We start from the raw sequence: 18,343 nt of genomic DNA, 5'->3' as shown, positions 1-18,343 counted from the left end.
TGGGCGTACCATAAAGATTCGCCGTTACAGACGAAGGAGGCAGGGTGCCACGCTTGGCCGACCATGACGAGCGCCGCAGGGTGATCACCGATGCCGCGCGGCGGGTGATCGCGCGGGGTGGGCTCGACGCGGCAACATTCCAGTCGGTCGCCGCCGAGGCCGGGATGTCGGTGCGGTCGGTGCAGTACTACTTCGGCACGAAGCGGGAGTTCCTGCTCGCCACACATCGCGCGGTGGTGGCGGATTCCGGCGCTCGGCTCGGCGCGGGACTGGCGGGCCTCGCACCTGGCGCCGGACCACGCGACGTCGTCCGGACGATCCTGCTCGGACTACTCCCCCTCGATGAGCCGAGCAGGCAGGACGCCGTCATCCTCGGAATCTTCCACGCTGCCGCGCTGACGGGCCCGGACATCGGAACCGCCGACACCGTGGGGGCGCCGAACTACATCGTCGACGCCGTTGCCGACCAGCTGCGGGCCTCGCGCGGCCCGGAGGCGGACGAGTCAGTGGTCCGCGGCGACGCCGAGGTCATCCTGCTCGCCCTGGGCGGACTCGCACAGGGCATGCTCACCAACGACGACTACGCCGCGCGCGCAACACAATTGGTGGATCACCTGCTCGACCGTGTCTTCGACGCATGACAAAGCCCCGGCGGGATTCGCCGGGGCTTTGTCGGGTCGAACTACTTTCTGCGTTCCTTCTTCTCGCGCACGCGCACCGAGATGCGCACGGGCGAGCCGTCGAAACCGAACTCCTCGCGCAGGCGCCGCTCCAGGAAGCGACGGTAACCCGCCTCGAGGAAACCGGTGGTGAACAGCACGAACGTCGGCGGACGAGTGCTGGCCTGGGTGGCGAACATGACGCGGGGCTGGCGGCCGCCGCGCATCGGCGGCGGGGTGGCCGCGATGACTTCCTTGAGCCAGGTGTTCAACCGGCCGGTGGAGATGCGCTTGTCCCAGGACTCGAGCGCGGTCTCCATCTGCGGCACCAGCTTCGCCACGGCGCGACCGGTGTGCGCGGAGATGTTCACCCGCTGTGCCCACGGCACCCGCACGAGATCACGATCGATCTCGCGCTCGAGCATGTAGCGGCGATCCTCGTCGACCAGGTCCCACTTGTTGAACGCCAGCACCAGCGCGCGACCGGAGTCGGCGACCAGGCTGATCACCCGCAGGTCCTGTTCGGTGATCGGCACCGAGGCGTCGATCAGCATGATCGCCACCTCCGACGCCTCGAGCGCCGACTTGGTCCGCAGTGAGGCGTAGAACTCGGTGCCGGTGGCATTGGAAACCTTGCGGCGCAGACCGGCGGTGTCGACGAACTTCCACACCTTGCCGCCCAGCTCCACCAGGGAGTCGACCGGATCGACGGTGGTGCCCGCGACATCGTGGACCACCGAACGCTCGTCGCCCGCCAGCTTGTTCAGCAGGCTCGACTTGCCGACATTGGGCTTGCCGACCAGCGCCACCCGGCGCGGCCCGGCCACACCCGTGCCTTCGCGCGGGGTCTCGGGCAGTGCGGCGAGCACATCGTCGAGCAGGTCACCGGTACCGCGACCGTGCGCGGCCGAGACCATGCGCGGCTCGCCGAGTCCGAGCGACCACAGCGTCGCGGCCTCGATCTCGACCTTCTGATCGTCGACCTTGTTGGCGACCAGGATCACCGGGATCTTGGAGCGGCGCAGCTTGCGCACCGCCGCCTCGTCGGTCGCGGTCGCGCCGACGGTGGCGTCGACGACGAGCAGGATCGCGTCGGCGGTCTCCATCGCGACCTCGGCCTGCCGGGCCACATGCTGCTGCAGGCCCTTGGCGTCGGGCTCCCAGCCGCCGGTGTCCTGCACGAGAAAGCGGCGTCCGGCCCAGCTTGCCTCATACGAGATCCGGTCACGGGTAACGCCGGGAACGTCCTCGACCACGGCTTCACGCCTGCCGAGAATGCGGTTCACCAGGGTTGACTTGCCGACATTCGGACGGCCGACCACCGCGACCGTCGGCATGGCGAGGTGTTCCTCACCCTCGCCCTCACCTTCGAGATCGGTGATCTCCCAGTCGGTTTCATCGGTCCAGATACCGTCGCCCTCGAGTACGTCCTCGATCATCGCGACCCTCCTGTCGTGGCCGAAAGCTGCTGGGCCACCACGCGATACAGCTCGTCGATGGTCTGTTCCATCGTGAGTTCGCTGGTATCGACGAGCACCGCGTCGGCGGCGGGGCGCAACGGCGAGACCTTGCGGGTGGAATCGAGGGTGTCGCGGCGCTGCACGTCGGCCAGCACGGCCGGGTAGTCGTCGCCGCGTCCCTCGCGGATGTTCTGGGCATTGCGCCGCTGGGCGCGCGCCTCCGCGGAGGCGGTGAGGTAGATCTTGGCGTCGGCGTCGGTGAGCACCACGGTGCCGATATCGCGGCCCTCGACCACGATCCGGCCTGCCACGGCGGCGATCTCCCGCTGCAGGGCGACGAGCTGCTCGCGCACCTGCGCCACCGCCGACACCGCCGAAACGGCCTTGGTCACCGCGTCACCGCGGATCTCGGCCGACACGTCGTCACCGTCGAGTTCGACGACCTCGTGACTGGGATCGGTGCCGATCGAAAGCGGCAGCGCCGCAACGGCTTGCGCGATCGCCTCGGCATCGGTGAGATCCACGCCCGCACGCAGCACCCGCAGCGTCGCCACCCGGTACATGGCACCGGTGTCGAGGTAGCGGGCGTTCAGTCGGGTGGCCAGCTTGCGCGACACACTGGACTTGCCGGTGCCGGACGGGCCGTCCATGGCGACGACGAGCGTGCCGTCGCCCGCGAGCCTGCCCTGGGCAGGTTCCACCGAGAAATCCACTCCGTTCACAGCTGCACCGCCTCGTAGAGTTTGCCGATTTCGTCGCGGCCGAGCACCCGAAGGGTGCCGGGACGCTGATCACCGAGGGCCACCGGACCGAGGTGCGTGCGAACCAGGCGGATCACCGGGTGACCAACCTCGTCGAGCAGGCGGCGCACGATGTGCTTGCGGCCTTCGTGCAGCACCAGTTTCACCAGCGACCGGCCCTCGTAGGACTCGAGCACCATGAACTTGTCGACCTTGGCCGGACCGTCCTCGAGCTCGACGCCTTCGCGCAGCCGCTTGCCGACGAGCCGGTAGTTCACCTCGCCGTACACGGTGGCCAGGTAGGTCTTGGGCACCTCGAACGACGGGTGCATCAGGCGGTGCGCCATCTCGCCGTCGTTGGTGAGCAGCAGCAGGCCTTCGGTGTCGGCATCGAGTCGACCCACGTGGAACAGGCGCTGACCCGCGGCGATCCGCTCGGCCACGATGTCACCGACACAGGGGCGGCCCAGGTCGTCGGACATGGTGGACTGCCAGCCCTTGGGCTTGTTCAGCACCAGGTGCACGAGTTCGTCCCGCACGACTACCCGGGTGCCGTCCACGCGCACGACGGCGTTCTCGGCGTCGATGCGCAGACCCTGCTCGCGCACGATCTTGCCGTCGACCTCGACGCGGCCCTGGGCGATCATCTCCTCGGCGGCGCGGCGCGAGGCCACGCCGGCCTTGGCGAGCACCTTCTGCAGACGTTCGCCTTCACCCCACGGGAGCTTCTTGGGGCCCTCGGCGGTATCGGCGTGCTGATGGCGGGCGGGCTTGGCGTTGTTCAGGATCGTCGGGGCGACGACCTTGCGCTGCGGTTTCGCGGACTTCTTGTTGCGCGCCGCGAAGGCCTGCGAGCCTGCCGACGCGCCGCTGCGCTGCCCGGCCGTGTCGCCACGCTGTCCGCGGTCGGCGTCACCACGCGGGTAACCGCCACCGTTGGCAGCGCCGGTGCCGCGCTGGTAACCACCGGCGGACGGGCCGCGACGGTCGCCAGCGGCCGGGGCACTGCGTCGATCGTCGCGCTGGTAGCCCCCGGTCGAGCCACGGCGACCACCGGACTCGGCGTCACGCTGGAAGGAGCCGGCCGATCGGGCCGCTGTCTGATTGCCGCGCTGGAAGCCACCCGCGCTGGTGCCGCGGCGGCCGGGGGCCTCGCCACGGGAACCGGCCTGACCGGTGCGCGCACTGCCGCCGCGGGGAGCCGCGGTTCGGTTCGCGCCACTACGGGGCTGGTCGCTGCGTTTTCTTCGATCCGGTGTGCCATCTCGGCGAGCGGAATTATTCATCTGTCCTGTCAATCGTCGGTGCCGAGATCCATGTCGGACTCGGCGGGTTTTTGCAGCCTGGTGTACCGGGGATCGGTGTCCAGGCTCTCGCTGATCTCGTCGATCAGATCGACGCCGGGAAGCAGCGGCGCCAGCGGTGGCAGGTCGCCCAGTGAGGCGAGCCCGATCCGTTCGAGGAACAACTCGGTGGTGCGGTAGAGCGTGCCGTTGGTTTCCGGGTCCTGACCCGCTTCCGCGATCAAGCCCCGCGCCAGCAGCGTGCGCATCACTCCGTCGACGTTCACCCCGCGAACCGCGCTGACCCGGGTGCGGGTCACCGGCTGGCGGTAGGCGACCACCGCCAAGGTTTCCAAGGCGGCCCGGGTGAGCTTCGTCCGGGCCCCGTCGAGCAGTACCCGCTCGACATAGGGCGCGTACTCCTGTCGAGTATAGAAGCGCCAACCGTCACCGACGAAACGCAGGTCGATGCCGCTGCCGCGCGCGGTCAGTTCCGCCGACATCGCGCGCAGGGTTTCCTCGACCCGTTCGCTGGTGTCGTCCAGGGCCGCGGCCAGCTGTTCTACCGGCGCGGGAGCGTCGACGACGAGCAGCATGGCCTCGAGCGCGGACCGCAGTTCCGCGTCGTCGAGCCGCTCAGAAGTGAGTTCAGCCACTGTCTCGCTCATCCGTAATCCTCCTCGAAGGTCAAGGCCGCCGCCTCGGCGTCGGGGTCGAGCTCGCCGAGCCAGCTCACGGCCAGCGGGCCGAGCGGGTCGGGCTGGTCGAAGGCGATGGTCTTGCCGCGATACAGCTCGAGCAACGCCAGGAACCGGGCCACGATTTCCACCGGAACAGTGCAATCGGACACCAGCTCGGCGAACGTCGTCCACCCGCCTGGCCCGCGTTCCTTGAGCCGGGCCAGCACCAGCTCGGCCTGTTCGGCCACCGAGATGGTGTGCATGTGCAGATGTCCGAGCCCGACCTCGGCGACCGGGCGCGGCCGGAACGCGGCGGCAGCGATCTGGGCGAACGCGGCGACATCCACCCCGAGGGTCACTTCGGGCAGCAGGCCGGCGAACTGATCTTCCAGCGCCACCGACCTCGGATACCGGCGCAGCGCGGCCGCTTCCAGCTCGGCGAGCAACTCGGCCACCTGCTTGAACGCGCGGTACTGCAGCAGCCGGGCGAACAGCAGGTCGCGGGCCTCGAGCAGTTCGAGGTCCTCGGCGTCGGTCATCTCCCCCGACGGCAGCAGCCGCGCGGCTTTCAGATCGAGCAGCGTCGCGGCGACGACGAGGAATTCGGTGGTCTGATCGAGGATCTTGTCCGCGCGCAGCTTGGTGTTCTCGGCCAGCTCGGCGGTCAATGCCTTGGTGTAGGCGATGAATTCGTCGGTGACCTTGTGCAGCGCCACCTCGGTGACATCGAGTTTGCGGGAACTGATCAGCGTCAGCAGCAGATCGAACGGCCCCTCGAAGTTGGTGAGCCGCAGATGGAATCCGCTGGTTTCCGCCGGTGCTTCTGGTTCGGGTACTGCCTCTTCGGGTACTGCTTGCACCGCAGGTTGTGCCTCGATCACCGGCCCGACCGGTGGATGACCTCGCGTGCCATGGCGCGATACGCTTCCGCGCCCGCCGATTTCGGCGCCCAGGTGGTGATCGGCTCACCGGCGACGCTGGCGTCGGGGAACCGGACGGTGCGCGAGATGGCGGTGTCGTAGACCAGATCGCCGAACACCTCGACCACGCGCGACATCACCTGACGCGAATGCAGCAACCGTGCATCGAACATGGTGACCACGATGCCGTACAGGCTCAGCCTGGGGTTGAGACGGTCGCGCACCTTCTCCACGGTGTCGTTGAGCAGGGCGAGCCCGCGCAGCGAGAAGTACTCGCATTCCATCGGGATGATGACCCCGTCGGAGCAGGCGAGCGCGTTGACGGTGAGCAGTCCGAGCGAGGGCTGGCAGTCGATGAGGATGTAGTCGTAGCGATCACGTACTCCGGCGAGTGCCCGGCCGAGGGACTGTTCGCGGCCCACCTCGTTGACCAGCTGGATCTCGGCGGCCGAGAGGTCGATGTTGCTGGGTAACAGGTCCATGCCGTCGACCTTGGTGGTCTGCAGCACGTCGTCGACGGAGGCTTTGCCGCCGATCAGCAGGTTGTGCACGGTGAGGTCGAGATCGTGATGGGCGACCCCGAGACCGGCCGACAGCGCGCCCTGTGGGTCGAGGTCGACCAGCAGTACGCGGCGCCCGTATTCGGCCAGTGCCGCACCGAGATTGATGGTCGAGGTGGTCTTGCCCACCCCGCCCTTCTGGTTGCACATGGCCACGACGAGCGCGTCGCCGTGCTGCTTGACCTGCGGTGGTTCGGGTACCAGGCGCAGCGGGCGGCCCGTCGGGCCGATCTCGACGGCCTCGGTGACCTGTTCCGGCCCACCGTCCCACGGTGTTTCCGCTGTCGTCACGATCCGCTGCTCCTTATACGTTTCCTTGCCGGTAACCCCTGTCGAGGGTAGCGAGGCCGGTTCGCCACCCACCTCACTTTCGTACGGTCCAGCTCCGGGTAGACGCTACCGCTCGCACCGCTCGGGTACGGCATGGCAACGCCGGGCGTGTTCGCACGATACCGCTTCACCCGAAGCGGGGAGTCACCCTCAGCGGGCGCGCGGGTGGGCCGTCGCCCACACTTCGCGCAGGGTGCTCACCGTGACGAGGGTGTAGATCTGGGTGGTCGTCACCGAGGCGTGCCCGAGTAGTTCCTGCACCACGCGCACGTCGGCGCCGCCGTCGAGCAGGTGGGTGGCGAAGGAGTGGCGCAGTGTGTGCGGTGACACCGTCGCACCGATGCCCGCGCGTTCGGCGGCGGTCTGCAACACCTGCCAGGCGCTCTGCCGTGACAGCCTGCCGCCCCGGTTGTTGAGGAAAAGGGCGCCGCCGCTTCCCTTTCCGTTCGCGGCGAGGGAAGGTCTGCCGCGCACGAGGTAGGCGTCGACGGCGGCGAGCGCGGGCCTGCCGATGGGGACGAGGCGCTGTTTGCCACCTTTGCCGCGCAGCACGACGCACCGCTGTTCGGTGTCTATGTCGTCGACGTCGAGGCCGACCATCTCCGAGATGCGCGCGCCGGTGGAGTACAGCAGTTCCAGCAATGCCCGGTCCCGCAGGCCGCGCGGTCCGCCGTCGTCGGCTCCGCCCTCGCCGCCCGCGGCTTCGAGCACGCGCAGAACCTGGTCGTACGGCAGGGCTTTGGGCAACCGCCGACCCGGCGCGGGCGGTTTGACCGCGTGCGCCACATCGGTGTCGGTGATTCCCTCGGCCGCCGCGAACCGGTGCAACCCGCGCACCGCGATCAATGCCCTGGCTACGGACCCGGCGGCCAGCGGCGGATGATCCTCATTGCCCGCCCGCAGAGCCATCGTGAACTCCGCGACATCACCCTGGGATACGTCACGCAGGCTTTCGATGTCGCGGATGGTGAGAAACGCCAGGTAGCGGGCAAGGTCACGACGGTAGGCGCCGAGCGTGTTGCGCGCGGCGCCGCGCTCGACCGCCAGATGGTCGAGGTAGGCGTCGATCTCCCGCGCCAGCACACTCATCCGCGACCAGGACGCCGTGTCACGTCACGACCGGGCGTCGGTTCGCGCCTCGGCTGCTTTGCGTCGCAGGAACGCCGTCGGCTGACCGGGCCACGGGGCGTCGGCCGGACGTAGGGTCAACCCGTTCGCCTGGGCCGAGGCGTACGCGAGCACGCCGGCCACGGCAGTGGCGTTCACGATCTCGCCTGCCAACGCCGCACGCACGGCCTCGTCGAGCGGCATCCGCACCAGTTCCAGGTCGGCTTCCTCGTGCTCGGGATCCGGACGATGTGTCTCGGTGAGCCCGGTCGCGAAGAACACCCGCAGCGCCTCGTCGGTGAAACCCGGCGACAACGCCACATCCACCAGCACCGACCACTCGGCGGCGGCCAGGCCCGTCTCCTCGGCCAGCTCACGCTTGGCCGCGGTGAGCGGGTCCTCGCCGTCGATGTCGAGCAGCCCGGCGGGCAGTTCGAGCAGCCGGGTGCGGATGGGATGGCGGTACTGGCGGATCAGCACCACCCGGCCCTCGTCGTCGAGCGCGAGGACCGCCACCGCACCGTGATGCTCGATGACCTCACGCTCGGCGACCCGCCCGTCGGGCATCGCGACCTGGTCTTGGCGCAAGGCCACGATCGCGCCGCTGTAGAGCACCCGGCTCGATACCGTCTCGAAGTCGTGCTTACCGGGTTCGCTCATCGCCGCCTTGCCACCGATTCAGAGTTCCGCGGCCTGCTCCGCGAGCTCTTCCTCCGGGAAGTCTACGGGAAGGCGTTCGGCCAGTTTGTATTTCAACGCGGCGTGGATCAGCGCGGCGAACAGCGGATGCGGCCGGGTCGGACGGCTCTTGAGCTCCGGGTGCGCCTGGGTGGCGACGAAGAACGGGTGCACCGATGCCGGGTACTCCACGAACTCCACCAGGTGCCCGTCGGGCGAGGTGCCCGAGAACACCAGACCACTCTTGGCGATCGCGTCGCGGTAGGCGTTGTTCACCTCGAAGCGATGCCGGTGCCGCTCGGACACGTGCTCGCTGCCGTAGGCCTGCGCGACGACCGAACCCTTCTGCAGGGTGGCCGGGTAGGCGCCCAGACGCATGGTGCCGCCCAGATCTGCCTCACCGGCGACCACGTCTTCCTGGTCGGCCATGGTCGAGATGACGGGGTTCTTGGTGTCGGGCTCGAACTCCGCGGAGTTCGCGTCGGCGATGCCCACCGAACGGGCCGCCTCGATCACCACACACTGCAGGCCGAGACACAGGCCGAGCAGCGGGATACCGCGCCTGCGCGCGTAGCTGATGGCGCCGAGCTTGCCCTCGATGCCACGGATACCGAAACCGCCGGGGATCAGCACCGCGTCCACGTCACGCAACGCGGCCTGCGCGCCCGCCTCGGTCTCGCACTCGTCGGAGGGCACCCAGCGGATCTGCACCTTCGAACGATGCGCGAAGCCACCCGCCCGCAGCGCCTCGGTCACCGACAGGTAGGCATCGGGCAGATCGACGTACTTGCCGACCAGCGCCACCTCGACGGTCTCGCGCGGCGAGTGCACCCGCTCGAGCAGGTCGCCCCACACCGTCCAGTCGACATCGCGGAACGGCAGCCCCAGCTTGCGCACGACGTAGGCGTCCAGGCCCTCGCTGTGCAGCACCTTCGGGATGTCGTAGATCGACGGCGCGTCCGGCGTGGAGATGCACGCCTCGACGTCCACGTCGCACATCAGCGCGATCTTGTTCTTCAGACCCTGCGGCACCTCACGGTCACAGCGCAGGATCAGCGCGTCGGGCTGGATACCGATATTGCGCAGCGCCGCCACCGAATGCTGCGTCGGCTTGGTCTTGAGCTCACCCGAGGGCGCCAGATACGGCACCAGCGACACATGCAGGAAGAACACATTGTCGCGACCCACGTCGTGGCGGATCTGGCGCGCCGCCTCGAGGAACGGCTGCGACTCGATGTCACCGACGGTGCCACCGATCTCGGTGATCACCACATCCGGCACATGACCCTGCAGATCCGGACCGGTCATCGCCATGATGCGGTTCTTGATCTCGTCGGTGATGTGCGGGATCACCTGCACCGTGTCACCCAGGTATTCGCCGCGCCGCTCCTTGGCGATCACGGTCGAATAGATCTGACCGGTCGTCACATTCGCCGCACCGGACAGATCGCGATCGAGGAAACGCTCGTAATGACCGACATCCAGATCGGTCTCGGCGCCGTCCTCGGTGACGAACACCTCACCGTGCTGGAACGGGTTCATGGTGCCCGGATCGACGTTCAGATACGGGTCGAGCTTCTGCATCGTCACCCGCATACCGCGCGCGGTCAGCAACTGACCGAGGCTGGAAGCGGTGAGACCCTTACCCAAAGAGGAGGCGACGCCACCGCTCACGAAGATGTGCTTGGTGGCATTTCGAGCCTGATTCCGTTGATGACCCACGGACCACCACAGTACCGCCTCCCCGGAACTTCAAGCGCAACCGAGGTGGGTTAACTGTCGCGTCGGCCGCTTGCGGTTGGGTGGGGAGGACTCAGCCCGTACCCGGCGAGTTACCCATGTGCTTGCCAGATCAGGGTTTTTGTTGGGATCGCCGGCGCGAGATCTCGCCTTTTGTGGTGGTGAGAGTCTCAGTCAGCGGGGCATGGCTACGAGAGTCAAGGAGGTTGCTGAGGGGCCGGTTCCGTATCTCCCGGCTACGCCGTTCAGTTGTTCGGGGAGGGCGAGGGCTGTTGTTACGCGGCCTGTTTCGCGGTCGATGTTGTCGACGGTGGTGACGGTGGTGGCGAGGGGGGCTTGGGCGCGGACGTGGGCGATGGGGGCGTTGCCTTCGGCGGCGCCGGGGCGGCCTGCCAGGACGGTGGCGGCGGTGCGGGCGCGGACGGCGCCGGTGAAGCGGGCTATGGTCGCGCCCTGGCCGGAGTCGTCGGCGATGCCGTCGCCGGTGACGACGACAGCCATCTGGGCGGGGTCGGCCGGCGTGTCGCCGTAGGCGAGGAAGCCGCCGCCGCGCAGGGTTTCCAGGAGCAGGGCCTGTTCCTGCGGGGTCGCGCGTGGATTGTTGGTCGCGGGGTCGGTGAACAGGGTCAGGCCGAGCAGGTCGCCCGCCATGCTGCCCTGGTCGACAGCGCCGGTGCGCAGCTGCGCGCCCGCGGGGACGACATTGGTCAGCGCCGACCGCATGCGATCACCCTCACCGCTGTCGACGAAAGCATCGGTGAGCGCGATCCGGCCGGTCACCGAGGCGCCCGCCGTTTCGAGTGCCTTGCGCACGCCGTCGACATCGGCGGGATCGGCGTCGGGAGTGGTGAACACCAGCACGCGCCGGTCGGCCAATGTGCCTGCCAGAATACGGCCCGACGCGCCGGCGATGAATCCGTCCGTCGCATCCAGACGACTGGTGAGCTGGGCGTTCTCGGCACTCAATGCCTCGACCTGGCTGCCGAGATCATCCTTGTCCGAACGCAGACCCGACAGCAGATCGGCGGCCACCGTCTGCGAACCGAGAACCACCCCGATAGCCAGAGCCAGGAAGATCGCCGCGATCGATATGGCGTGCTGACGCAGCGATATCACAGCTGGCCCCGCGCCCACTCGACGAGCCGGTCCCAATACCCGGCGGCCACATCGAACACCTCGGACCCACTCTGCGAAGCCAGAATCACCACGACCACCGCCACCAGCGCCGCCAGCACCACGAACGCCAGCGCCGCGCCGGTCGAGCGATGCCGGTACAGCGTCGACACAGCATTCGCGTCCACCAGCTTCGCACCGACCTTCAACCGGGTCAGGAACGTCGCCGGATTGCTGTCACGGCGGCCACGGTCGAAGAAGTCCTCCAGCGACGCGTGCGCACCGGCCAGCACGATCAGCGACGCACCGTGGTGATCGGCGAGCATCAACGCCAGGTCGGTCGGCGACCCCGATGAGGGGAACGTCGTCGCGCCGATACCGAGGTCCTGGATGCGTTCCAGCCCGCGGGCGTGGCCGTCGGTGTCGGCGGGCAGGATCATCTCCGCACCGGAACGCAAGGTGGGCGTGCTGATCTCGTCCGGATCACCGACGATCAGATCCGGCTTGTACTTGAGCTTGCGCAACGTATCCGCACCGCGCCCCACTCCGATCAGGATCGGCGCGTACTCCTTGATGAACGGCTTGAGCCGCTGCAGCTCCTCGAGATGGCCCGGCCCGTCCGCGATCACGACCACATGCCGGTTGCGCAGATCCAGTTCGATATCGGGCACGCCGATGCCGTCGATCAGCAGCGCGCTCTCGGTGCGCACGAACTCGGTGGTGTTGCCCGCGAAGGCGTCGAGGTGATCGGCCAGCCCGTTGCGGGCCTCGATCATCCGGTCGGCGATCGTCGACTCGTCGAACTCGATGCCCTCGACCAGGACCTCGGGTTCCTTCTTGGTCAGCTTGTCGGCATAGACCACACCGGCATCGATGCGGATCTTCGCACCGTCCTTGATCTTGCCGAACGCATCCGAAGAGACCGCGTCCATGAGCACGATCCCGTTGGCGACCAGCACCTCCGGACCGAGGTTGGGATAGCGACCCGAAATCGACGGCGACGTGTTGATCACCGCAACGACGCCCGCCTCGACGAGCCGGTCGGCGGTATGGCGATCCAGATCGGTCTCGTCCAGGACCGCGACATCGCCCGCACCGACCCGGCCCAGCAATCGCCGGGTATTGCGATCCACCCGCGCGATCCCGGCGACACCGGGCAGCATTTCGGTGTTCCGTGACAACAACGCCGGCATCTTCATGAGCCCGATGATGAAGCCAAACCCTCAACCTTTGGTGGAGGCGCGCCGAGTCACCGACCGCCCCGATACCCGTATGCTCCCTGTCACAGATACTTCGATCAGGAGCAGAAAACAATGCCGAGCAGCACTGTCGAGACGGTTCTCGACGCCCCACGCGACATCGTCTACCGCCTCTTCAGTGAGCGGGAGAGCGTGAGCCCCCACCTCCCTATCCAGGTCAAGCTCGTCAAGCAGGGCGACGCGGTCACCGGTGTCGGCGCCCAGCACCTGCTCGGCTTCGGCAAGCTCGGCGTCACCGAGGAGATCACCGCGCTGGTCCCGGGCGAGCGCATGGAGTACAAGATCGTCAAAGGCGCGCCGGTCAAGCGCCACGTCGGCATCATCACCTTCGCCGACACCGCCGAGGGCGGCACCCGCGTGGTCTACACCATGGAATCCGAGCCGTCGCTGCCCGTTCCGGCCAAGGCCATGGAGTTCGGCCTGCGCCAGCTGACCAACCAGCTCATCGGCGGCATCCGCAAGGCGCTGCGCTGATCAGAGCGAGACGCTTCGCTCTGATCGAGCGGTCTCCAGCAGTTCCTCCGCGTGTGCCCGGCCGGTCTCGGTGTCGTCGAGGCCGGCCAGCATGCGCGCCAGTTCCACCACCCGTTCCTCGTCGGTGAGGGTGCGGACTCCGCTGTCCACCTTGCCTTTTCCGTCGTCGGACTTGTTCACCACCAGGTGGGTGTCGGCGAAGGCCGCCACCTGCGGTAGGTGGGTCACGACGATCACCTGATGGGTGCGCGCCAGGCGGGCGAGGCGTTTGCCGATCTCCACCGCGGCCCGACCGCCGACGCCCGCGTCGACCTCGTCGAACACCATGGTCGCGCCGTGGTCCGAGCCTGCCAGCACCACTTCCAGCGCGAGCATCACGCGCGAGAGCTCACCACCGGACGCGCTCTTGCTCAGCGGCAACGACTGCGCGCCCGAGTGCGCCGACAGCCGGAATTCCACCTCGTCGACGCCGTTGGATCCGGCGTGCAGGGTCGTCCCGTCGACGTCGAGCGGCGCGGAGTCCTGGGCACTGGCCCGCAGCGGCCGGACCTGAACTTCCAAGCGCGCCTTGCCCATTGCCAGCCCACCGAGTTCGGTGCTCACGGCGGCGGCCAGTTTGGACGCGGCCTTCGTGCGGGCGGCGCTGAGTTTGCGGGCGGCCTCGCGCACCTTGCCCGCGGCGGTCTCGACCTCGGCGGCCAGTTTGGCCAGCGCGTCCTCGGACACGTCGAGGGAGTCGAGGCGGGCGCGGGATTCGTCGGCCCACGCGATCACGCCGTCGATGTCGGGGGCGTATTTGCGGGTGAGCGATTTCAGTTCGGCCTGACGGTTGAGCATCGTGTCCAGGGCGCTGGGGTCCGAGGGCAGTTCGGACAGGTAGCCGCTGAGTTCGGTCGTCACATCGACGACCACCGCGATCGCCTCGCCGAGGCGCGGAGCGAGTGCGGTCAGGGCGGGGTCGTCGGCCGAGTCGAGGCGGGCACGCGCCCCACCGAGCAGGTCGAGCACCCCGCCGCCGTCGGCGCTGGAGTCGGCGGGCCCGGACAGCGCCTCGTGGGCGCCGGCAGCGGCCTCACGCAGCGAGTCGAGGTCGCTGAGCCTGCGGATCTCGGCGACCAGCCGGGTGTCCTCACCGGGTTCGGGTGCGATGCCGTCGATTTCGGCGAGCGAATGCTTGAGCCGGTCGGCTTCCAGGGCGAGTTCGCGGCTGCGGGCGGTGCGTTCGAGGAGTTCGGTGCGCGCGTCCAGCCAGGTGCGGCGGTGCACCTGGTACTTGCGCAGCAACGATGCCACGCCGTCGCCCGCGAACTGGTCGAGCGCGGCGAGTTGCTGTTCGGGACGCTGCAGGCGCAGCTGATCGTTCTGTCCGTGCACGGTCAGCAGCCGGGAGGTGAACTCGCCGAGCACCGCCGCGGGCACACCACGACCACCCAGGTGGGCTCGTGAACGCCCGTCGCTGTTGACGGTGCGCACGGCGATCACGCTGCCGTCCTCGTCGGCCTCGGCACCGGCCGATTCCAGCACCTCGCCGATCGCGGCGCGAGCGGCGTCGTTCACGTCGTCGACGACGAAACGGCCTTCGACCACCGCTTTCGACGCACCGACCCGTACCCGGCCCGCGTCCGCGCGGGCGCCGCTGAGCAGGTGCAGGCTGGTGACGACCATCGTCTTGCCCGCACCCGTCTCACCGGTGAGCACGGTCAGTCCCTCGTGGAATTGCGCGGTGGCCGTCGAGATGACGCCGAGTCCGTCAATCCTGATCTCGGTCAGCATCGGTGTCCTTCCCCGTTCGCTGTCTACCCCGCCAGCCCGTGACCGGCAGCTGGAACTTGCGCACCATCCGGTCGGCGAAGGGCGCGGAGTCCAGCCGCACCCACCGCACCGGTCGTTCGCCGCGCACCACCTCGGCACGGCCGCCGCGCGGCAAGGCGAGCGTGCGCCGCCCGTCGAGAAAGACGATCGCGTCGTGCCCCGTGGCCACCGTTTCCACGGCGATCAACGAGTCCGGGCTCGTCACCAGCGGCCGGGCGAACAGCGCGTGCGCGTTGCTGGGAATCACCAGCATGGCTTCGAGCTCCGGCCACACCACCGGACCACCCGCCGAGAAGGCGTACGCGGTCGAACCGGTGGGGGTGGCGATGAGAATCCCGTCGCAGCCGAAGGCCGAGACCGGGCGCCCGTCCACTTCGAGCACCACTTCGAGCACGCCCATGCGCTGTGCGTTCTCGATGCTCGCCTCGTTCAGCGCCCAGCCGCGTTCGGTGACGACATCGTCCACCCGGACGGTGACGTCGATGGTCAGCCGGTCCTCGACCCGGTAGTCGCGGTCGACCACCTGGGCGAGTGCTTCGTCGAGGTGTTCGGCCTCGGCCTCGGTGAGGAAACCGATGCGGCCCAGGTTGATTCCCAGCACCGGCACACCGGTCGGCCTGCCCAGTTCGGCGGCGCGCAGGAACGTTCCGTCGCCGCCGAGCGCGAGCACCATCTCGCAACCTTTGGCCGCCGACGGGCTGTGCGGGACGACGCGCACCGGGTATCCCCCCGGCTCGTCCTCGAATCGGGTGCTGTCGGCCTCGTCGGCCAGCACGCGCAGGCAGATGCCCGCCGCGGCGAAGATCTTCGCCACCCGGTGTGCCGTTTCGATGATCTCCGCACGTCCCGGATGGGCGACGAGCAGAATTTCGCGGCCGCTCTCACGCGAACTCACTGCGGCCCCTCCTCCACAGCCTGGGCGACCAGCGCCGCCACCTGTTCGGCGTCGTAGTCGAACGGTCCGACCTTGCGCAACCACAGAAAATATTCGACATTGCCCGACGGTCCCGGCAGTGGGCTGGCGACCACACCGAGGGTGCGCAGACCGAGTGCGCCCGCCGCTGCCGCGACCTCGCACACCACTTCGCTCCGCAGCGCCGGGTCACGCACCACGCCGCCGGAACCGACTCGTTCCTTACCGACCTCGAATTGCGGCTTCACCATCGGCAGCAGATCGGCGCCGTCGCTCACGCAGGCCGCCAGCGCGGGCAGCACCAGTCCCAGCGAGATGAACGACAGATCGCCGACGACCAATTCGACTGTGCCGCCGATGGTTTCAGGAGTGATTCCGCGCACGTTGGTGCGGTCGAACACGCGCACGCGTTCGTCGTTCTGCAGACGCCAGATCAGCTGTCCGTAGCCGACGTCGACCGCGACGACCTCCCGCGCGCCCTTGTTCAGCAGCACGTCGGTGAACCCGCCCGTCGAGGCGCCCGCGTCCAGGCACCGCTTACCGGCGACCTCGAGTCCCTGCGGCTCGAATGCCTCGAGGGCACCCAGCAGCTTGTGGGCGCCACGCGACGCCCACGACACCTCGTCGGGTTCCTCCCGCACGATCAACGGTGTGCCCGCTTCCACGGCGGTAGCCGGCTTCACCGCGACAGTCCCGGCGATCAAGACCCGGCCCGCGCCGATCAGTTCGACCGCGTGTTCCCGCGATCGGGCCAATCCGCGGCGAACCAGTTCGGCATCCACCCGCGCTCGTCTGGCCACCTCAGATCTTGTCCACGGTCGCCAGGGCGTCCACCAGCACCTCGTGCGCCTGCTCGAGGATGCGCGCGCGGCGGGTGATGTCGGCCCCGGTCTCGGTGTTCTCCGCCGGTCCCGGCGCGGGTCGCTCGCCGAGTTCGGCGAGCAACTCGGCGACCTGGGATCTGATCCGGTTCGGGTCGGCCGGTACGTGATGCGCCTGAGCACCCGGCAGGTGACTGCCGGGTGTCGGGATCCCTGGTCGGGGTTGCGGTGACGCGCCGGGCGGCGGCGAACTCGGTGTACTCATCGTGACGTCAACGCTATCGGATTTCCGAATCGACCGCGCGCACCCGTACCGCCCTGCCCGGGTGCTGCCGCAACAGATCCGCGACATCGGCGGGCGCGACCACGCCCGGCACGATCTCGGCATTGAGGGCGTCGAGGGACTGCGCGATGTAGGTTGGCACCTGCGCGGGCGACGCGGCGGCCACCTCGTCGAGAGTGCTCACCCCGGTCAGCACGAGCAGCGAATCGAGGCCGAGACCGTTCGCACCCTCGATGTCGGTGTCGAGCCGGTCCCCGACGACCAGCGCGTTTCGGGTCCCCGCCCGCTCGACGGCGTTTTCCATCAAGGGCGCGTAGGGTTTGCCTGCCACCAGCGGTTCGCGATCGGACGCGGTCCGCAGCGCGGCGACCATCGAACCGTTGCCGGGCGCGAGCCCCCGTTCGTTCGGGAGAGTCCGGTCGGTATTGGCAGCCACCCACAGCACCCCCGCACGCAGGGCGTAGGCCGCCTCGGCAAGGTCGGGCCAGGCGGTGGTCGGCGAATGCCCCTGCACCACAGCCGCGGGCGGCACGTCCGCGAACCGGCGAACCGGCTTCAGCCCGACCGCCTCGACCTCGGCCGCCAGATCATCGGTGCCGACAACCAGCACCTCCTCCCCCGCCGACAGCCGCTGACCGAGCATGCGCGCAGCCGCCTGCGCACTCGTCACCACATCCTCGGCAGCCGCCGGATACCCCAATTCGGCCAGATGCCCCGCGACCTTCGCGGGCCCACGCGCGGCGTTATTGGTCACATACACCAACCGCTGCGCCGAATCACCCTGCAGCACAAGCGCTTCGGGTGCGCCATCGATCACCTCGGGCCCGCGGTACAGCGTCCCGTCCAGATCGAGCAGCAAGGCCTCATATTGATCCCGTAGCCGATTCACACACCCTCACTCCGTCGTCGTGCCGGGCCGAGTACATCTGCGACCCTAAGCGAGACCACCGACAATTTCGGCTCACCCCGAATCGCCCTCGCCTCCTTCATGATCAAGCATCCCCACCACCCCCGACCCCAAGAGTGCCCATGTTCACCCCACCCCCCGGCGCGTCGCCCACTGGCACCACCCGAGTCCGCCACCTACCGCACTCCCATCCCCCGCGGCACTACTCGAGTCCACCGCCTACTGCACTCTCAGCCCACGTGGCACTACTCCACCACCTACTGCACCTCAGCCCGCGTGGCACTACTCGAGTCCGCCACCTACCGCGCTCCCGGCCACACGGCACCACTTGAGTCCGCCACGTACCGCACTCCCAGCCCCCGCTGCACTACTCGAGTCAGCCACCTACCGCACGCTCAGCCCGTGTGGCACCACTTGAGTCCGCCACCTACCGCACGCTCAGCCCGTGTGGCACCACTCGAGTCCGCCACCTACCGGGCTCCCGGCCACACGGCACCACTTAAGTCCGCCATGACCGCCCTCCCAGCCCCGCACGACCCGACCTCGAGGAGGGTCCGCCGCGAAGCGGCGCAGCGGCCCGGCCGCGCGAACAGCGCTCGAAGCG

General features: G+C 68.7%; 18 protein-coding genes. 2 read left to right on the top strand and 16 right to left on the bottom strand.

The window, feature by feature from the left end; genetic code table 11:
- Window positions 1-44 precede the first annotated feature (44 nt).
- Window positions 45-641, top strand: coding sequence for a TetR/AcrR family transcriptional regulator (locus AB0I19_RS00090; RefSeq protein WP_357142812.1), 597 nt, complete (start codon window positions 45-47; stop codon window positions 639-641).
- Window positions 642-682: 41 nt separating this feature from the next.
- Here the strand turns inward: AB0I19_RS00090 and der are convergent, their stop codons facing one another.
- From der to steA, 11 genes are all read right to left on the bottom strand, one after another.
- Window positions 683-2,098 (bottom strand): ribosome biogenesis GTPase Der, encoded by a 1,416-nt coding sequence (der, locus tag AB0I19_RS00085; protein ID WP_181698632.1) that lies wholly within the window; start codon window positions 2,096-2,098, stop codon window positions 683-685.
- On the bottom strand, window positions 2,095-2,769 hold the full coding sequence (gene cmk / locus AB0I19_RS00080; RefSeq protein ID WP_357145022.1) for a (d)CMP kinase: 675 nt from the start codon (window positions 2,767-2,769) through the stop codon (window positions 2,095-2,097). The genes der and cmk overlap by 4 nt, the downstream gene beginning before the upstream one ends.
- Window positions 2,770-2,837: 68 nt before the next feature.
- Window positions 2,838-4,145, bottom strand: coding sequence for a pseudouridine synthase (locus tag AB0I19_RS00075; RefSeq protein WP_357142810.1), 1,308 nt, complete (start codon window positions 4,143-4,145; stop codon window positions 2,838-2,840).
- Window positions 4,146-4,153: 8 nt separating this feature from the next.
- Entirely contained in the window at window positions 4,154-4,810 is a 657-nt protein-coding gene (gene scpB, locus AB0I19_RS00070) for an SMC-Scp complex subunit ScpB (RefSeq protein ID WP_357142808.1), read from the bottom strand.
- On the bottom strand, window positions 4,807-5,682 hold the full coding sequence (locus AB0I19_RS00065; protein WP_357142806.1) for a segregation/condensation protein A: 876 nt from the start codon (window positions 5,680-5,682) through the stop codon (window positions 4,807-4,809). The genes scpB and AB0I19_RS00065 overlap by 4 nt, the downstream gene beginning before the upstream one ends.
- 17 nt (window positions 5,683-5,699) lie before the next feature.
- The gene (locus tag AB0I19_RS00060) at window positions 5,700-6,593 is read right to left on the bottom strand and encodes a ParA family protein (RefSeq protein WP_067494410.1); all 894 of its coding nucleotides are present in this window, start codon (window positions 6,591-6,593) and stop codon (window positions 5,700-5,702) included.
- A gap of 189 nt (window positions 6,594-6,782) precedes the next feature.
- Window positions 6,783-7,721: a site-specific tyrosine recombinase XerD gene (xerD, locus tag AB0I19_RS00055; protein WP_357142804.1), complete on the bottom strand. Its 939-nt coding sequence runs from the start codon at window positions 7,719-7,721 to the stop codon at window positions 6,783-6,785.
- Between the two features lie 24 nt (window positions 7,722-7,745).
- Complete coding sequence (locus AB0I19_RS00050) at window positions 7,746-8,399, bottom strand: NUDIX hydrolase (RefSeq protein WP_181698627.1); 654 nt, start codon at window positions 8,397-8,399, stop codon at window positions 7,746-7,748.
- A gap of 18 nt (window positions 8,400-8,417) precedes the next feature.
- Window positions 8,418-10,139 (bottom strand): CTP synthase, encoded by a 1,722-nt coding sequence (locus AB0I19_RS00045; protein WP_067493949.1) that lies wholly within the window; start codon window positions 10,137-10,139, stop codon window positions 8,418-8,420.
- A 192-nt stretch (window positions 10,140-10,331) separates the two neighbouring features.
- Window positions 10,332-11,273 carry a copper transporter gene (locus AB0I19_RS00040; protein WP_357142802.1) on the bottom strand — a complete coding sequence of 314 codons (942 nt, stop codon included), beginning with the start codon at window positions 11,271-11,273 and terminating at the stop codon, window positions 10,332-10,334.
- The gene (gene steA / locus AB0I19_RS00035; protein ID WP_357142800.1) at window positions 11,270-12,469 is read right to left on the bottom strand and encodes a putative cytokinetic ring protein SteA; all 1,200 of its coding nucleotides are present in this window, start codon (window positions 12,467-12,469) and stop codon (window positions 11,270-11,272) included. The genes AB0I19_RS00040 and steA overlap by 4 nt, the downstream gene beginning before the upstream one ends.
- A 114-nt stretch (window positions 12,470-12,583) precedes the next feature.
- On the opposite strand from steA, the gene AB0I19_RS00030 reads away from it, so the two are divergent.
- Entirely contained in the window at window positions 12,584-13,003 is a 420-nt protein-coding gene (locus tag AB0I19_RS00030) for an SRPBCC family protein (RefSeq protein ID WP_067493939.1), read from the top strand.
- Here the strand turns inward: AB0I19_RS00030 and recN are convergent, their stop codons facing one another.
- From recN to AB0I19_RS00005, 5 genes are read right to left on the bottom strand one after another with little or no spacing between them, the layout of a single operon-like run.
- Window positions 13,004-14,776: a DNA repair protein RecN gene (recN, locus tag AB0I19_RS00025; RefSeq protein ID WP_357142798.1), complete on the bottom strand. Its 1,773-nt coding sequence runs from the start codon at window positions 14,774-14,776 to the stop codon at window positions 13,004-13,006.
- Entirely contained in the window at window positions 14,754-15,710 is a 957-nt protein-coding gene (locus AB0I19_RS00020) for an NAD kinase (protein WP_357142796.1), read from the bottom strand. Before AB0I19_RS00020 ends, recN begins: the two co-directional genes overlap by 23 nt.
- Window positions 15,707-16,528 (bottom strand): TlyA family RNA methyltransferase, encoded by an 822-nt coding sequence (locus AB0I19_RS00015; protein WP_357142794.1) that lies wholly within the window; start codon window positions 16,526-16,528, stop codon window positions 15,707-15,709. Before AB0I19_RS00015 ends, AB0I19_RS00020 begins: the two co-directional genes overlap by 4 nt.
- Window position 16,529: 1 nt before the next feature.
- On the bottom strand, window positions 16,530-16,814 hold the full coding sequence (locus AB0I19_RS00010) for a hypothetical protein (RefSeq protein ID WP_357142792.1): 285 nt from the start codon (window positions 16,812-16,814) through the stop codon (window positions 16,530-16,532).
- 13 nt (window positions 16,815-16,827) lie between these two features.
- Window positions 16,828-17,721 carry an HAD-IIA family hydrolase gene (locus AB0I19_RS00005; RefSeq protein ID WP_357142790.1) on the bottom strand — a complete coding sequence of 298 codons (894 nt, stop codon included), beginning with the start codon at window positions 17,719-17,721 and terminating at the stop codon, window positions 16,828-16,830.
- Window positions 17,722-18,343 lie beyond the last annotated feature (622 nt).

This window comes from Nocardia sp. NPDC050413 (assembly GCF_040655475.1).
In the GTDB taxonomy this organism is placed as follows: domain Bacteria; phylum Actinomycetota; class Actinomycetes; order Mycobacteriales; family Mycobacteriaceae; genus Nocardia; species Nocardia coubleae.
The sequence above is the reverse complement of the archived record's forward strand: the minus strand, read 5'-3'. Positions and strand labels throughout refer to the sequence as shown.

Excerpts from the sequence above, each read along its gene's own strand:
- steA (WP_357142800.1), bottom strand. The coding sequence starts at position 12,469 with ATGAAGATGCCGGCGTTGTTGTCACGGAACACCGAAATGCTGCCCGGT.
- cmk (WP_357145022.1), bottom strand. The coding sequence starts at position 2,769 with ATGGACGGCCCGTCCGGCACCGGCAAGTCCAGTGTGTCGCGCAAGCTG.
- AB0I19_RS00010 (WP_357142792.1), bottom strand. The coding sequence starts at position 16,814 with ATGAGTACACCGAGTTCGCCGCCGCCCGGCGCGTCACCGCAACCCCGA.
- der (WP_181698632.1), bottom strand. The coding sequence starts at position 2,098 with ATGATCGAGGACGTACTCGAGGGCGACGGTATCTGGACCGATGAAACC.
- AB0I19_RS00075 (WP_357142810.1), bottom strand. The coding sequence starts at position 4,145 with ATGAATAATTCCGCTCGCCGAGATGGCACACCGGATCGAAGAAAACGC.
- AB0I19_RS00050 (WP_181698627.1), bottom strand. The coding sequence starts at position 8,399 with ATGAGCGAACCCGGTAAGCACGACTTCGAGACGGTATCGAGCCGGGTG.
- xerD (WP_357142804.1), bottom strand. The coding sequence starts at position 7,721 with ATGAGTGTGCTGGCGCGGGAGATCGACGCCTACCTCGACCATCTGGCG.
- scpB (WP_357142808.1), bottom strand. The coding sequence starts at position 4,810 with ATGAGCGAGACAGTGGCTGAACTCACTTCTGAGCGGCTCGACGACGCG.
- recN (WP_357142798.1), bottom strand. The coding sequence starts at position 14,776 with ATGCTGACCGAGATCAGGATTGACGGACTCGGCGTCATCTCGACGGCC.
- AB0I19_RS00030 (WP_067493939.1), top strand. The coding sequence starts at position 12,584 with ATGCCGAGCAGCACTGTCGAGACGGTTCTCGACGCCCCACGCGACATC.